Genomic DNA, 16,139 nt, shown 5'->3' with positions numbered 1-16,139 from the left:
CTTGTTTGGAATCATTCAAAAGAACGGCCACGATGGTCTCATGACCACCAGCATCGAGCACGCGAGCAGAGAGCGACGGGACTCTGCGTTCTGGCAGTCCTCGCTGCGCCGGGCCGGTCTTCGCGTCACCCGTCAGCGGGTCGCGGTGCTCGAACTGCTCGACGCCAGCCCGCACTCGTCCGCGGAGCGGATCTTCGCCGCGGCGACTCCGCAGCGCGCCGAGCTCGGCTCGCTGACCCTGCAGGCCGTCTACGGAATCCTCGACGACCTCGGCCGCACCGGCCTCGTGCGCCGGTTCGACGCGCCGCGCACCGCGGCCCGGTTCGAGACCCGTATCGGCGACAACCACCATCACGCCGTCTGCGACGAGTGCGGCCGCATCGAGGACATCGACTGCGCCGTCGGCGAGGCGCCGTGCCTCGTTCCCGCTTCGCCGAGCGGCTTCGCGGTGCACACGGCGGAAGTCGTGTATCGGGGTGTCTGCGCCGACTGCGCGACGTCCTGACCTCAGATCCCCTTCCCAGTCCACAGCCCAGAGGAATCCGACAAGGAGCGTTTATGACTGAGTACATCGACCCGACAGTCCCATCGACCGAGACCAACGGCTCGCCCACCGAGAGCGACCGCAACTCCCTCAGCGCCGGGGCAGACGGCCCCCTGATGCTCCACGACGTGCGCCTCGTCGAGACGCTTGCGAGCTTCAACCGCGAGCGCACGCCGGAGCGCAACCCGCACGCCAAGGGCGCCGGCGCGTTCGGCACGTTCACGGCGACGGAGGACGTGTCGCAGTACACGCGCGCCGCCGTCTTCCAGCAGGGCGCCGAGAGCGAGACGCTCCTCCGCTTCTCGACCGTCGCCGGCGAGCAGGGCTCCCCTGACACGTGGCGAGACGTGCGTGGCTTCTCGCTTCGCTTCTACACGAGCGAGGGCAACCTCGACATCGTCGGTAACAACACGCCGGTCTTCTTCCTCCGCGACCCCATGAAGTTCCCGCACTTCATCCGCTCGCAGAAGCGCCTCCCAGATTCCGGACTGCGCGACAACAGCATGCAGTGGGACTTCTGGACCCTCAACCCGGAGACCGCCCACCAGGTGACCTACCTCATGGGCGACCGCGGACTCCCGCAGTCGTGGCGGCACATGAACGGCTACGGCTCGCACACCTACGCGTGGATCAACGCTGCAGGTGAGCGCTTCTGGGTGAAGTACCACTTCATCTCCGAGCAGGGCGTCGAGGTGCTGTCGAACGATGAGGCCGAGAAGCTCGCCGGCTCGGACGCCGAGTTCCACCGCCGTGACCTCTTCGACGCGATCGGCCGCAAGGACTTCCCACGCTGGAAGCTGAGCGTGCAGGTCATGCCCTTCGAGGACGCGAAGACGTACCGCATCAACCCGTTCGATCTCACGAAGGTGTGGCCGCACGCCGACTACCCGCTCATCCCGGTTGGAACGCTCGAGTTGAACCGCAACCCGGAGAACTTCTTCGCGCAGATCGAGCAGGCCGCGTTCTCCCCGTCGAACCAGGTGCCCGGAACCGGCATCTCGCCAGACAAGATGCTCCTCGGTCGCGTCTTCGCGTACCCGGACGCCCAGCGTGCGCGCATCGGCACCAACTACCAGCAGCTCGACGTCAACCGGCCGAAGAACTCGACGAATTCGTACACGTTCGACGGCAACATGACGGTGTCGCACTCCGGTGGGGCTCCCGTCTACGCGCCGAACTCGTTCGGGCGCCCCTACGCGGACCAGACGGGCCCGGTCGAGAACTCGTGGGAGACCGACGGCGACCTCGTCCGCAGCGCTTACACGCTCCGCCAGGACGACGACGATTTCTCGCAGGCCGGCACGCTCATCCGCGAGGTCTACTCGCCGGAGCAGCGCGACCGCCTCGTGGAGACCGTGGCAGGGGCCCTCGAGACGGTTGTCGAGCCCGTTCGCTCGAACGCCTTCCAGTACTGGACGAACATCGACGCGGAGACGGGTGCGCGCATCCGCGCCGCCGTCGAGGCGAACGCCGTGGACACCGACCCGGCACCCGTTGGCGTCGGCCACTAGGCGCCGACCTGCACCGAAAGGCGTGCCCCCTCGAGAGAGCATCTCGAGGGGGCACGCCTTTCTGGTGGGTCAGGGGCTCAGGAAGCTCGCCAGTATCCGCAGTTGCGGGACTCGAAGGTGCCGTCGGTCGCGGCGATCGTGACGACGATCTCGGTCTGCACCTTGTCGTAGGAGGACTCGATCCAGTCGCCCTTGTCGTCGTAGCGGAACCAGCGGCAGTTGTCGCTGGGCGACTCCGGCTTGTAGGTGCCCGGCTTGATCTCCTCGCCGACCTGCCAGACGCCGTCGTTGAAGCGCGTGCCGTCGTTGCCGGCAGTGACGTTGGCGTCGTAGGTGTTGAGCGAGGTCCTCGCGGCGTCGGCGTCTGGGTGCTCAGGGCAGAGGATGAGGGCGGATTCGAGCTGCGAGGCCTGCTCGTCGGTGGAGATGCCCGGTGAGATCGCGAAATAGAAGCCAGGGGTGGCGCACAGCGCGTACACGTCGGCGAGGCGCACGTCGTCTGGGGCGGCCTCCTTGTCGTCGTCCGTGGCCGCCTGCCCGAGGGCGTCGAGCGCCTTCTGCTCGGTCTCCGAGTAGGTGGTGCCGCCGTTCGACTTGCCGGTGCAGCGTGTGACATCGTCTCCGAGCGCCCAGATCTCGGAGAGGTCTGAGGGGGCCTCTGCGAAGTTGCGGGTGTCGGCCATGCGGCACGAGTAGGTGACGGCGAAGGCGCCGGTGTCGCCCGTTCCCGCCGGTTCTGTCTCCGTCGGCGCAGCCGTCGTAGTCCCGCTGGTGGCGCTCGAGGTCGTCTCGACTTCCGGAGCCTCGTCGCCGGACATCTGGTCGACGAGCGCGCATCCGGAGAGCAGGAACAGGACGGTGAGCGCGAGCGCCGACGAGCGCATGAGCTTCTTCACGGGGGTCTCCTTCGATGCGGGGCCTGGCATGTCCGAGCTCAGCCGGGGCGCTTCCTCGCGACCAGACGGAGTCGATCTGCTGGAAGACACGCTAACGGAACAGGGCCATGCGGCGTGCATGCGGGGGAGCACTCCCCGGATGCACGGCCGGTGTCTGCGCGTGTGCGTGCCTGGCGAGAAGCGCGGCGAGAGCACTTGGGGGCAGCGGCACGAATGCCTCTGCCCCCAGTGCGTCGAACGCGGTGCTCGCCGAACCGGTGCCGCTACGCGTCGCGGCGGCGGGCGAGCATCACGCCTCCGAGAGCGAGTGCTGCGATGGCGGTCAGCGTGATGACCACGAGGTGCTCTGCACCCGTCGTCGCGAGCGTCGTGCCCGTGCCGCCTGCCTCGCCGTCCGCGTCGCTTCCGCCGCTCGACGCGCCACCGGAGCCCGCGGTCGCGCCAGGCGCCGTCGTCGCGCTCGGGGCCGTCGTCGCGCTCGGAGCCTCCGTGCCGACAGGCGTCTCCGTGGATCCGGGCGTCTCCGTGGGGCCGGCAGTCTCGGTGGGGTCGGGCGTCGAGAGCGGGGCGCACGCGAGGGTGCCCTGCTTGAGGGCGTCCGACTTCACGCCGTCCTCGAGCCAGTACGCAGCGCGAGTGCCGTCGACGCAGGTCTCGTTCGCCGCGATCGCGAAGCCCTCGTTGTTGGCGTCCGGGAGGCCAGCAGGGCGTGCGACGTGCGTCACGGAGTAGCCGGCGGCGCCGTCTGCCGCGCCGAACTGGAAGAGCGCGCTCGTTCCGCCGCATCCGTTGTCGCACATGCCCCACAGGGTCTGCGTCGACTCGTCGTAGTCGAGGGCCATGACGCCGCCGAGGCCCGACTCCAGCGTCGCGATGCGCGCGGCGGTGCCGTCATCGGAGAGCGCGTAGGCGTACACGCCAGCGGTCTCCTCGACGGCGACGAAGAACAGTCCGTCGGCGCCCGGGGAGTTCGCGGAGTCGTACGGCGCCCCCGTCCGCTCATCGAGGAGGCGACCCTCGAGCTCGCTGTCCGCCACCCACTCGATGGCCTCGATGCCGGTGTTGGCTCCGACCTGGGGCAGGCTCGCGGTGAGGTCCCACTCGGCTGCCGCGACGATGGCGGGGCCGCTCGCGTCGCCGAGGTCGACCTTGAGGATCGTGTTCTTGTTCGTCGACTTGTCCGAGTTGTCGCGCTCCGAGCCGATGTAGACCGACTCGGGCTGCTCGGCCGAGACCGTCACGCCCTCGGCGTCCGGACCGGCAGCGGCCGGGTTGTCCGCATCCGCCTGGAAGCGAACCCGCTTGGGCTCATCCCAGCCGGCCGCCGGGGTGACGCTGCCGTCGAGCGCGACGTCGAAGCGGTACAGGCCGCCCGTGCCGTTGTCGACAGCCCAGAGCGTGCTGCCGTCTGCGGAGTACTGGTAGTCGAGGCCGGACATGTCCTCGCCGAGCGTGATGTCGCTCGCGATGGGGGTCACCTCGGGGGAGCCGGTCCAGGGCTCGGGCGCGGGAGCCGTGGGCCCGGGCGTCTCGACGGGCGCGTCGGAGCACGCGTTCAGCGCCCCCTTGGTCGAAGCCGTCGTCGCGCGGAAGTCGCCGTCGCCGTCGGCGCAGCGAGCCCAGCTCACCTCGGCGTGGTCGATCCAGGTGGTCGTGTCGACGATCGTTCCGGTGGGGTCGGCGAGCGTGGCGCTGTCCCCGCTGCCGAGCCCGAAGCCGAGGCGGCTCTCCTCGTAGACGTAGAACTCGCCGGGTGCGAGCACGGTGGATGCGGGAGCGGGCGAAGGCGTGTGGCCTGCGTTGTCGTCCACGATCGTCCAGCCGGAGATGTCCACCGTCTCCGTGCTGCGGTTGTAGACCTCGACCCAGTCTCCGGGGGTGCCGCCGTTCGACTCGACCTCGTTGATGACCACGGGGGAGGTGGGGGCGACGCCGGCGAAGAGGTTCTCGGCTCCCTTGGTGGGCTCCGAGGTCTCCGTGAAGGCGCCGGTGCCGTTCGGGGAGCGGCCGTAGCTGCTCGCCGCGTGCTGGGTCCAGGCGTGCTCGTCCACGAGCGTGGTCCCGTCCGGCGCGAAGAGCATGGCGCTGTCTCCGCCGCCCAGGCCGAAGGCGAAGTCGGCCTCCTCGATGACGAGGTAGTCGCCGGGCTGCAGGGTCGTGCCCTCCGCCAGCCCGTAGCGGTGCGTGGTGTCCTCCGGCGAGTTGTCGGTGAAGACGTAGCCGCTCAGATCGATGGCGCCGATGCCCGGGTTGAAGAGCTCGACCCAATCGCCCGGCTCACCGCCGGAGGATTCGACCTCGTTGATGACGACGCCGGTCGGGTGAGGTGCGGGGGAGGTGACCGCGTTCGCCGACATGGGAACTGCCAGGGCCGCACCTCCGCCGATGATGGCGGCGCCGAAGGCCGCCAGGGTGATTCGTTGTGCTTGCACGCACGCGCTCCTCTGCGCTCGGGAATGAGGCGAAGCGCGCTCGGGGCGAGCGCCTGCGCCTCGCCCATCGAAGCGGGAGCGGGTGCCGTAGCGGTAGCTGGTACCTGAACGGCAGGAGAACGCCGAAGCGCCGGCCTCCTTGCGGAGGTCGGCGCTTCGAGGCGGGGTGAGGCGCGGTCAGGCGGCTTCGTAGGTGAGGCAGTCAGCGGCATCGCTGCCCTGCGCGCCAACGCGGATCGCGGGAGCGGTGCACGTGAGGTCCTTGTTGAAGCGGCAGTCGGTTGACTGGCAGGCGCCGACGCCGGCGATGACCTTGTCGAGGCCGCCCTTGCGGTCGAGCGGGATGAACGTGGCGCAGCCCTCGTGGCCGTCGATGGTCACCGCGGGAGCGTGGCAGCCGTCGTGGTTGAACGAGCAGCCGGCAACTGAACAGGTGCTGACGTTGGGAAGATCGAGCAGTGTCATGGTGTGCCTCCGATGTTGGGTTGCTCCCACGGTAGGAGCCGGAGAGGCCGGTATTCAAGCCGACACTGGACTCCGTGGCACCTTTCTGATAAGGCCAGGGTCCCCTTGCTGAGCGGAGCCTTGCCTGCCTCGACCGGGTGAGTCGGGAGGCGAACGGACGTCGTCGAACAGCGCGTTATACCTGAGAATCCAGATTGAGGCAAGGTCGGGGTAGACATACCACCAAACGGCGCATACACTCGATGTTTGCGCTTCGTCTCACCATGCCTTCATATTGCGGTCGGCCTGGCAGTGCTTCTCTCACCGACTTCTTCGCGGGTCTTCCTCGACCGCGTCCGTTGGCGATGGGCACGCCTTGTACATCGTGAAACGTGGCGGAACCTCACCGACGACACTACTGGCATCTCGCGGAATCCGCGGGATCGTGGAGGGAACTTCCTTGGCTGCTGCGCGCAACGCATCTCCGACGCCTACGACCGGTCGGAATGCACGCCGACTCTCATTCGCGAAGATCAGCGACACACTCGATGTCCCAGATCTTCTCGCCCTGCAAACCGAATCCTTCGACTGGCTCGTCGGCAACGACGCCTGGAAGCAGCGCCTCGCTAAGGCGCAGGCTGAAGGCCGCACCGACGTCGCTCTCCGCTCAGGCCTCGACGAGATCTTCGAAGAGATCTCTCCCATCGAGGACCTCGGCGAGACGATGCAGCTGAGCTTCACCAACCCGTACCTCGAGCCCGAGAAGTACTCCCTCGAGGAGTGCAAGGAGCGCGGCAAGACGTACTCCGCGCCTCTCTACGTCGAGGCCGAGTTCATGAACCACCAGACGCTCGAGATCAAGACCCAGACGGTCTTCATGGGCGACTTCCCGCTCATGACGAGCAAGGGAACGTTCATCATCAACGGCACCGAGCGTGTCGTCGTCTCGCAGCTCGTCCGCAGCCCGGGCGTCTACTTCGAGCGCACCCCCGAGAAGACCAGCGACAAGGACGTCTTCTCGGCCCGCATCATCCCGAGCCGCGGAGCCTGGCTCGAGTTCGAGATCGACAAGCGCGACCAGGTCGCCGTTCGCATCGACCGCAAGCGCAAGCAGTCGGTCACCGTCTTCATGAAGGCCCTCGGCCTCACGACGGAAGAGATCCGCGAGCAGTTCGCCGGATACGAGTCCATCGAGCTCACGCTCGAGAAGGACGACATCCGCACCAAGGAAGATGCCCTCAAGGACATCTACCGCAAGCTGCGTCCGGGCGAGCAGGTCGCGACGGAAGCCGCGCGTGCGCTTCTCGACAACTTCTACTTCAACTCGAAGCGCTACGACCTCGCGAAGGTCGGTCGCTACAAGATCAACCGCAAGCTCGGCATCGAGTCCGCGATCAGCGAGTCGGTCCTGACCGTCGAGGACATCGTCTCGACGATCAAGTACCTCGTCGCGCTGCACGCCGGTGACGAGAAGTTCGATGGCAAGCGCGGCGGCGAGCCGGCAGACATCCGCCTCGACGTCGACGACATCGACCACTTCGGCAACCGTCGCATCCGCGCCGTCGGCGAGCTCATCCAGTCGCAGGTCCGCACGGGCCTCAGCCGCATGGAGCGCGTCGTCCGCGAGCGCATGACCACGCAGGAGATCGAGGCGATCACGCCGCAGACCCTGATCAACGTGCGCCCCGTCGTCGCCGCGATCAAGGAGTTCTTCGGAACGTCCCAGCTCTCGCAGTTCATGGACCAGAACAACCCGCTCGCGGGTCTCACGCACAAGCGTCGCCTCTCGGCCCTCGGGCCCGGCGGTCTGTCGCGTGAGCGTGCCGGTGTCGAGGTCCGTGACGTCCACCCGTCCCACTACGGACGCATGTGCCCCATCGAGACGCCTGAAGGCCCGAACATCGGCCTCATCGGCTCGCTCGCGACGTTCGCGCGCATCAACGCGTTCGGCTTCATCGAGACGCCGTACCGCCGTGTCGTCGAGACCAAGGTCACGGAGCAGGTCGACTACCTGACCGCATCCGAGGAAGACGAGTACGTCGTCGCGCAGGCCAACGCTCCCATCGGGGCAGACGGCCACTTCGTCGAGGACGAGGTCCTCGTCCGACGCAAGGGCGGAGAGGTCGAGCTCGTCCCAGCCGGCGAGGTCAACTACATGGACGTCTCGCCGCGCCAGATGGTGTCGGTCGCGACGAGCCTCATCCCGTTCCTCGAGCACGACGACGCGAACCGCGCGCTCATGGGCGCCAACATGCAGCGTCAGGCTGTCCCGCTCGTTCGCAGCGAGAGCCCTGTCGTCGGAACCGGTATGGAGGGCTTCGCGGCCATCGACGCCGGTGACGTCATCACGGCGAACCGCGCAGGTGTCGTGCAGTCGGTCTCGGCCGACCACGTCGTCCTGCAGCTCGACGAGGGTGGAACCGAGTCCTACTTCCTCCGCAAGTTCGACCGCTCGAACCACGGCACCTGCTACAACCACCGTGTTGTCGTCTCGGCCGGCGAGCGCGTCGAAGAGGGAATGGTCATCGCGGATGGACCCGCGACGGAGAACGGCGAGCTCGCGCTCGGCAAGAACCTCCTCGTCGGCTTCATGCCGTGGGAAGGCCACAACTTCGAAGACGCCATGATCCTCAGCCAGAACCTGGTGAAGAACGACACGCTCTCCTCGATCCACATCGAGGAGTACGAGGTCGACGCTCGCGACACCAAGCTCGGCAAGGAAGAGATCACCCGCGATCTGCCCAACGTCTCGCCCGAGCTCCTGAAGGACCTCGACGAGCGCGGCATCATCCGCATCGGTGCAGAGGTCCAGCCCGGTGACATCCTCGTCGGCAAGGTCACGCCGAAGGGCGAGACCGAGCTCAGCGCAGAAGAGCGACTCCTCCGCGCCATCTTCAACGAGAAGAGCCGCGAGGTGCGCGACACCTCGCTCAAGGTTCCTCACGGTGAGGCAGGCACGATCATCCAGGTGAAGGTCTTCGACTCCGAGGAGGGCGACGACGAGCTCGGCTCGGGCGTCAACCAGCGCGTTGTCGTGTACATCGCCCAGGAGCGCAAGATCACCGAGGGCGACAAGCTCGCTGGCCGCCACGGCAACAAGGGCGTCATCGCGAAGATCCTGCCGGAAGAGGACATGCCGTTCCTCGCCGATGGAACTCCGCTCGACATCGTGCTCAACCCGCTCGGCATCCCGAAGCGCATGAACTTCGGTCAGGTGCTCGAGACGCACCTCGGCTGGGTTGCGAAGACCGGCTGGAAGATCGAGGGCGAGCCCGAGTGGGCGAAGAACCTCGTCCCAGAGGCCTACGAGGGAACGCCGGGCGTCAAGCTCGCAACCCCCGTCTTCGACGGTGCGACCGAGGAAGAGCTCACGGGCCTCCTCGACTCGACGCTCAAGACGCGCGACGGCGACCGCCTGATCAACTCGACCGGAAAGACCGTCCTGTTCGACGGCCGCTCCGGAGAGCCCTTCCCAGACCCGATCTCCGTCGGCTACATGTACATCCTGAAGCTGCACCACCTCGTGGATGACAAGATCCACGCGCGTTCAACGGGTCCGTACTCGATGATCACGCAGCAGCCACTCGGTGGTAAGGCGCAGTTCGGTGGACAGCGCTTCGGTGAGATGGAGGTGTGGGCGCTCTACGCATACGGCGCCGCGTACACGCTCCAGGAGCTCCTCACCATCAAGTCCGACGACATCGTCGGACGCGTCAAGGCCTACGAGGCCATCGTCAAGGGCGAGAACATCCAGGAGCCGGGTATCCCCGAGTCCTTCAAGGTTCTCCTCAAGGAGATGCAGTCGCTGTGCCTGAACGTCGAGGTCCTCTCGGCCGACGGAACAGCACTGAGCCTCCGCGACAACGACGACGAGGCCTACCGGGCCGCCGAAGAACTCGGCATCAACATCTCCAGCCGCTTCGAGTCCTCGTCCGTCGACGAGATCTAAGCCTCCCCGACACGACGAAGACTCATTCTTCACAAGGAGACAACAGCATTGTTGGATGCAACCAAGTTTGATGAACTGCGCATCGGCCTAGCCACGGCAGATGACATTCGCAAGTGGTCGTACGGCGAGGTCAAGAAGCCCGAGACCATCAACTACCGCACGCTCAAGCCCGAGAAGGACGGCCTGTTCGGCGAGCAGATCTTCGGACCTTCCCGCGACTGGGAGTGCGCCTGCGGCAAGTACAAGCGCGTGCGCTTCAAGGGCATCGTCTGTGAGCGATGCGGCGTCGAGGTCACGAAGTCGGCTGTGCGCCGCGAGCGCATGGGCCACATCGAGCTCGCAGCGCCCGTCACGCACATCTGGTACTTCAAGGGCGTTCCGAGCCGTCTCGGATACCTCCTCGACATGGCGCCAAAGGACCTCGAGAAGGTCATCTACTTCGCCGCGTACATGGTCATCTCGGTCGACACCGAGGGTCGTCGCGACGACCTCAGCGGTCTCGAGAGCGAGATGCGTCTTGAGCTCAAGAGCCTCAACGACCAGAAGGATGCAGCCATCGCGGCTCGCATGCTTCGCCTCGAGGAGGAGCTCGGTGCTCTCGAGGCAGAGGGCGCCAAGGCGGACCAGCTTCGCAAGACGAAGGACGCCGGCGAGAAGGAGATGGGTCAGCTCCGCAAGGGGTTCGACGAGGACATCACCCGCGTCGAGCGCGTCTTCGAGTCGTTCAAGAACCTGAAGGTCGGTGAGCTCAAGCCCGAGGACACCGACTTCCATGAGCTCGTCGACCGCTACGGCGACTACTTCGAGGCCTTCATGGGCGCGGAGTCGATCCAGAAGCGCCTGCAGAACTTCGACCTCAAGGCCGAAGGCGAGCTCCTGCGCACGCAGATCGCAGAGGGCAAGGGTCAGAAGAAGATCCGCGCTATCAAGCGGCTCAAGGTCGTCTCGTCGTTCCTCGCGACGGGCAACAGCCCCGCCGCGATGGTGCTCGACGTCGTCCCGGTCATCCCGCCGGAGCTCCGCCCCATGGTGCAGCTCGACGGTGGTCGCTTCGCAACGAGCGACCTCAACGACCTCTACCGTCGTGTGATCAACCGCAACAACCGCCTCCGCCGCCTGCTCGACCTCGGTGCTCCCGAGATCATCGTGAACAACGAGAAGCGCATGCTCCAGGAGTCGGTCGACGCGCTGTTCGACAACGGCCGTCGTGGCCGCCCCGTCACAGGCACCGGCAACCGCGCTCTCAAGTCCCTCAGCGACATGCTGAAGGGCAAGCAGGGCCGCTTCCGTCAGAACCTCCTCGGCAAGCGAGTCGACTACTCGGGCCGTTCGGTCATCATCGTGGGCCCGCAGCTGCGCATGCACCAGTGCGGTCTCCCGAAGCAGATGGCGCTCGAGCTGTTCAAGCCGTACGTCATCAAGCGCCTGATCGACCTGCAGCACGCTTCCAACATCAAGGCAGCCAAGCGCGCCGTCGAGCGCGCGAAGCCCGAGGTGTGGGACGTCCTCGAAGAGGTCATCCGCGAGCGTCCCGTGCTGCTCAACCGCGCACCGACGCTGCACCGTCTGGGCATCCAGGCGTTCGAGCCGCTCCTCGTCGAGGGCAAGGCGATCCAGCTGCACCCGCTCGTCTGCGCGGCGTTCAACGCCGACTTCGACGGTGACCAGATGGCAGTCCACCTGCCCCTGTCGGTCGAGGCTCAGGCCGAAGCCCGCGTGCTCATGCTCGCGTCGAACAACATCCTCAAGCCGTCGGATGGCCGCCCCGTCACCCTGCCTTCGCAGGACATGGTCGCGGGTCTCTACCACCTGACGACGCTGCAGGACGATGTCGAGGGCGCTGGGCGAGTCTTCTCGTCCACGGCCGAGGCGATCATGGCGTTCGACCAGGGCTCGCTCGACCTCAACGCGCCCATCAGGCTGCGCCTCACGGGCATCACGTTCGAAGAGGGCAAGGCTCCAGAGGGCTACGTGCAGGGAGAGACCGCGCTCGTCGAGACGACGCTCGGCCGAGCTCGCTTCAACGAGCTGCTTCCTTCCGACTACCCCTACGTCGAGGACACGATGACCAAGGGACGTCTGTCCGGTGTCGTCAACTACCTCGCGGAGCGGTACTCGAAGGACGAGGTCGCAGAGACCCTCGACCGCATCAAGGACTCCGGCTTCTACTGGGCGACCCGCTCGGGCATCTCGATCGCGCTGAGCGACCTCGTGACGCCTGACTCGAAGCGCGAGATCGTCGAGCGCACCGAGGCCGAGGTCGCCGAGCTGCGCAACGAGTGGCAGGTCATGGGCGCGATCTCCGAGCAGGAGTACCGCGAAGAGGTCATCAAGAAGTGGGAAGCTGCAACCGCGCTCGTCGCCGACGAGATGCAGGCGGCCTTCCCGTCGACCAACTCCATCCACCGCATGGTCACGGCAGGTGCAAACGGAAACTGGCTGCAGGTTCGCCAGATCGCCGGTATGCGCGGCCTGGTCGCCAACCCGAAGGGTGAGACCATTCCTCGCCCGATCGTGCACTCGTACCGCGAGGGCCTGACGGTTGCCGAGTACTTCATCTCGACCCACGGTGCCCGCAAGGGTCTGGCCGACACGGCTCTCCGTACGGCCGACTCCGGCTACCTGACGCGTCGACTCGTCGACGTCTCGCAGGACGTCATCATCCGCGAGGACGACTGCGGCACCGCACGTGGTCTCGACATCCAGATCGCCCACATCACCGATGGCGGCGAGATCGTCGTCGACGACAACGTGGAGAACGCGGTCTACGCCCGCAGCATCTCGGTCGACGCAGTCGACGCCGACGGCAACGTCGTCGCAGCTGCGGGCACCGACATGGGCGACGTCGTCATCGACCAGCTCATGGATGCGGGCATCACCGAGGTCAAGATCCGCTCTGTCCTCACGTGCGAGTCCAGCGTCGGCGTCTGCGCGGCGTGCTACGGCCGCTCGCTCGCCACGGGCAACCTCGTCGACATCGGCGAGGCGGTCGGCATCATCGCGGCACAGTCCATCGGCGAGCCGGGCACCCAGCTCACGATGCGTACCTTCCACTCCGGTGGTGTGTCGAGCGCCGGTGACATCACGCAGGGTCTGCCGCGTGTCCAGGAGCTCTTCGAGGCCCGCACCCCGAAGGGCGCATCGCCGCTCGCCGAGGCCGCTGGTCGCATCGAGATCCAGGACACCGACAAGTCGCGCAAGATCGTCCTCATCCCGGACAACGGCGACGAGCCGCACATCTACCCGGTGCTGAAGCGCGCTGAGCTCCTCGTCGAGGATGGCCAGCACGTCGAGCACGGCCAGCAGCTGCACGAGGGTCCCATCGACCCGAAGGACGTGCTGCGCGTCAAGGGCGCTCGCGAGGTGCAGAAGTACCTCGTCAGCGGTGTGCAGGGCGTCTACCGTTCGCAGGGTGTGCCGATTCACGACAAGCACATCGAGGTCATCGTCCGTCAGATGCTCCGGAAGATCACGGTCATCGACCACGGCGAGACCGACATGCTGCCGGGTGAGCTGGCTGATGGACAGCGCTTCGCTTCCATCAACCGCGCAGCCGTCATGTCGGGCCGCAAGCCCGCGACCGGCCGTCAGGAAGTCATGGGAATCACGAAGGCGTCGCTTGCGACCGAGTCGTGGCTCTCGGCAGCTTCGTTCCAGGAGACGACACGCGTGCTCACGCAGGCCGCCATGGAAGCGACGACCGATCCGCTGGTGGGCCTGAAGGAGAACGTCATCATCGGACGCCTCATCCCGGCTGGTACTGGTCTCACCAAGTACCGCGAGATGTCGGTCGAGCCGACCGACGAGGCTCGCGCCGAGCGGTACCCGTTCGGTGCCGACGAGGGCAGCTTCGACGAGAACGACCTCACCTTCGTGGACTTCGAGGCCTTCTCGAGCGACGACTTCGGCGGATCCAACTTCAGCTAGTCACTCGCTCGCGTCCAACCGACGCAGCTCCAACACGAACGCCCCCACCCGTCTCGGGTGGGGGCGTTCGTGCGTCTGCGGCTTGTCACCGACCCGATGTGTGCGGACGGCCCTAACGTTGGCCTCATGAGTGACGACACGCGCGCGCCTCGCCAGCCCTTCGATGACGGCCCGCAGCCGGAGGCCGGCGGAGGGACGGGCGAGCTCCGAGAGCTTCCGGATGCCCAGGACCAGCTGGAGGCCGCGCTCGCGCGCAGTCGCGGCATCGGCGAGGACGGGGACGTGCGCTCTGGCGATGTGCTCGCGGGGGACGACCTCGCGTTCGATGGACGCGCTGAGGCACCGACCGATCCGGCGCTCGCCCCGCAGGACGACGTCGCGGTTGCATTCTCCGACCCGCTGGCAGCCGACGGCTCGCCGGCTGCCGAGGCGCCAGACCCCAACGCCACGGTCGGCCTGGACCGCGAGGAGCTCGCAGCTGTGCTCGGCCACCAGCCGGATCGTGATGCCACCGAGCCACCCGCTGCGGAGTTTCACGCCGTCCCCGAGCAGAGCGACCACGTCGACGTCGCCGTCCCGTCTCAGGATCTCGACCACGACATCTCTGAGTCGTCCGAGGCCGCCGATCCCGGCGAGGCCCGCCTCGACGGCAGCGAGGACCTCGTCGACTCCTACGACTCCGTTCCCGTCGTCGATCGAGTGGGCGCCGAAGAGGATGACGCGGCTGACTTCCCGGTCACGGAGCCCGTGCCCGCGCAGGAGCTCGCCGCCGACGCCATCGGCGCCGAATCCGTCGCCGCGATCACCGTCGACGCTGCCGGATCCGCAACCGCCCCCGACGACGAGCTCGACGCTCCTCGCAGGACCTTGGAGATCGACCGCACCGCAGCTCGTGTCGCAGCGGTGAGCGCCGCTGCGCCTGTCGCCGCGGCAGCGCTCGACGGCGAACGGGCAGTTGAGACGGATGCAGGCGATGCCGCGCAGGCGGAGGTCGTCGTCACGGAGACGGTGACCGAGCAGCTCGCCGATGACGGCGAGACGGTCGAAGCCGTCACCGTCACCGAGCGGGTCGACGTCCTCGAGGGACCCTCGGTCACGGACGCAGCTGTGCCCGCGGTGGCCGCAGAGAGTCCAGGAGGGCCCGCTGAGAGCGCTGGAGCCTCGGAGGCAGAGGTCTCCTCGGTCCACGCGGAGGACGACGCTACGCGCCCATCCGAGCACCTGCCCGACGACGAGCGCGACGACCAGGACGACGAGCGCCCCGCTGGAGCCGTCGCAACGTCGTCCTCGACCGACGATGCGACCTTCGCCCCGCTGCGTCTCTCCGCCCCCACGGACAGTGACGACCTCGCGCCCGTGAAGCCGAAGAAGCGCGGGAACCGGATGTTCGCCGTGTTCGTCGCGCTGGTCGCGGCCGTCGTGTTCGCCGCCCTGTACCTCCTCGCCTTCGCCCTGCTGCGGACGGCGTTCAACGCCGGCCTCGACCCGATCGGCGAGGCTTCCGAGTTCGCTATAACGGCGGCCTTCACGGTGCCGGTGACGGTCTTCGCCGCGTTCGGGGTCATCTGGGCGCTCATCGTGAATCGGGCCGGCTGGTGGGCGTACGTGCTCGGGGGCTTCCTCGCGGCCGCGCTTGTTGTCCTCGGCTACTACTTCGGTGCCGCGTTGCAGCAGCACCTCGCGGATGGGCTCCCGCTCGCGAGCATCCGGATCGACGAGGTGATCGCGAAGTTCGGCGCCTCCGAGCACCTGCTCACGGCTCTCGTCGCCGCGATCGCTGCCCGGGAGGCCTTCACGTGGGTCGGTGGCATCGCGGCGGCACGCGGACGCCGGGTATCCCGTGCGAACCGCAGGGCCAAGCTCAGCTACGAGAAGCGCATGGCAGAGCGCGCGGCCGAGACCGCCGAGGCGAATGGGTCGGCAGAGTGAGCGAAGCGACGCAGCTCCGACGACTGACGTTGCCGAGCGAGGAGTTCCCCGCCTTCCCGAGCGTGTCCCTCGACGTCCCTGCCGGCTGGGAGCCGCTCCAGTGGGCGGGGTCTGTGCTCGGCGCGCGCCATCTCGTGGCGACGAATGGATTCAACCCGAACGTGCTGGTCACGATCGAGCGGTGGCCGGGAACGATCTCGCCAGAGGACGCGCTCACCGTGCTCCGTCAGCGCATCACGCAGGGTGGTGGCAAGGAGCGCTCCGCCGAGACGCTCGACCAGCCTCAGCCCTCCCACTACGTCGAGTCCACGCAGCGCGACCCGAGGCTCGGCGGACTCGAGGTCCGTTCCAGGATGGTCATCCTGCACCGTGGGCCCGTCACCGAGATCGTGACGGCGGTCGGGACGAGCACCGCGGGACAGTCGGCGCACATCGGCAAGGACATCGCTCGCATCGTCCGCGGCCTGCAAGTCGAGGTCACGTCCTGAGGAAGGTGGCTGCGAGCTC

9 protein-coding genes are annotated in these 16,139 nt (G+C 67.2%); 6 read left to right on the top strand and 3 right to left on the bottom strand.

Features of this window, described 5'->3' with window-relative positions:
• Positions 1-40: 40 nt before the first annotated feature.
• Positions 41-505 carry a Fur family transcriptional regulator gene (locus C5E10_RS12265; RefSeq protein ID WP_104331853.1) on the top strand — a complete coding sequence of 155 codons (465 nt, stop codon included), beginning with the start codon at positions 41-43 and terminating at the stop codon, positions 503-505.
• 53 nt (positions 506-558) lie between these two features.
• Positions 559-2,055 (top strand): catalase, encoded by a 1,497-nt coding sequence (locus C5E10_RS12260; protein ID WP_104331852.1) that lies wholly within the window; start codon positions 559-561, stop codon positions 2,053-2,055.
• A gap of 77 nt (positions 2,056-2,132) precedes the next feature.
• Here C5E10_RS12260 and C5E10_RS12255 read toward each other — a convergent pair whose 3' ends face one another.
• From C5E10_RS12255 to C5E10_RS12245, 3 genes are all read right to left on the bottom strand, one after another.
• Positions 2,133-2,951, bottom strand: a complete 819-nt coding sequence (locus tag C5E10_RS12255) for a hypothetical protein (RefSeq protein WP_146080259.1) — start codon at positions 2,949-2,951, stop codon at positions 2,133-2,135.
• Positions 2,952-3,214: 263 nt separating this feature from the next.
• Complete coding sequence (locus tag C5E10_RS12250) at positions 3,215-5,383, bottom strand: lamin tail domain-containing protein (protein ID WP_104331850.1); 2,169 nt, start codon at positions 5,381-5,383, stop codon at positions 3,215-3,217.
• Positions 5,384-5,560: 177 nt separating this feature from the next.
• Positions 5,561-5,848 carry a DUF1540 domain-containing protein gene (locus C5E10_RS12245; protein WP_104242700.1) on the bottom strand — a complete coding sequence of 96 codons (288 nt, stop codon included), beginning with the start codon at positions 5,846-5,848 and terminating at the stop codon, positions 5,561-5,563.
• Between the two features lie 439 nt (positions 5,849-6,287).
• Here C5E10_RS12245 and C5E10_RS12240 point away from each other — a divergent pair, with 439 nt between their 5' ends.
• From C5E10_RS12240 to C5E10_RS12225, 4 genes are all read left to right on the top strand, one after another.
• Positions 6,288-9,776, top strand: coding sequence for a DNA-directed RNA polymerase subunit beta (locus C5E10_RS12240; RefSeq protein WP_104331849.1), 3,489 nt, complete (start codon positions 6,288-6,290; stop codon positions 9,774-9,776).
• 48 nt (positions 9,777-9,824) lie between these two features.
• Positions 9,825-13,703, top strand: coding sequence for a DNA-directed RNA polymerase subunit beta' (locus tag C5E10_RS12235; protein ID WP_104242696.1), 3,879 nt, complete (start codon positions 9,825-9,827; stop codon positions 13,701-13,703).
• Positions 13,704-13,829: 126 nt separating this feature from the next.
• The gene (locus C5E10_RS12230) at positions 13,830-15,632 is read left to right on the top strand and encodes a hypothetical protein (protein WP_104331848.1); all 1,803 of its coding nucleotides are present in this window, start codon (positions 13,830-13,832) and stop codon (positions 15,630-15,632) included.
• Complete coding sequence (locus C5E10_RS12225; protein ID WP_104331847.1) at positions 15,629-16,120, top strand: hypothetical protein; 492 nt, start codon at positions 15,629-15,631, stop codon at positions 16,118-16,120. Before C5E10_RS12230 ends, C5E10_RS12225 begins: the two co-directional genes overlap by 4 nt.
• Positions 16,121-16,139 lie beyond the last annotated feature (19 nt).

The sequence above is a fragment of the Pseudoclavibacter sp. RFBG4 genome (assembly GCF_002931515.1).
Classification (GTDB): Bacteria; Actinomycetota; Actinomycetes; order Actinomycetales; family Microbacteriaceae; genus Pseudoclavibacter.
This window is presented reverse-complemented; position numbering and strand designations above follow the sequence as displayed.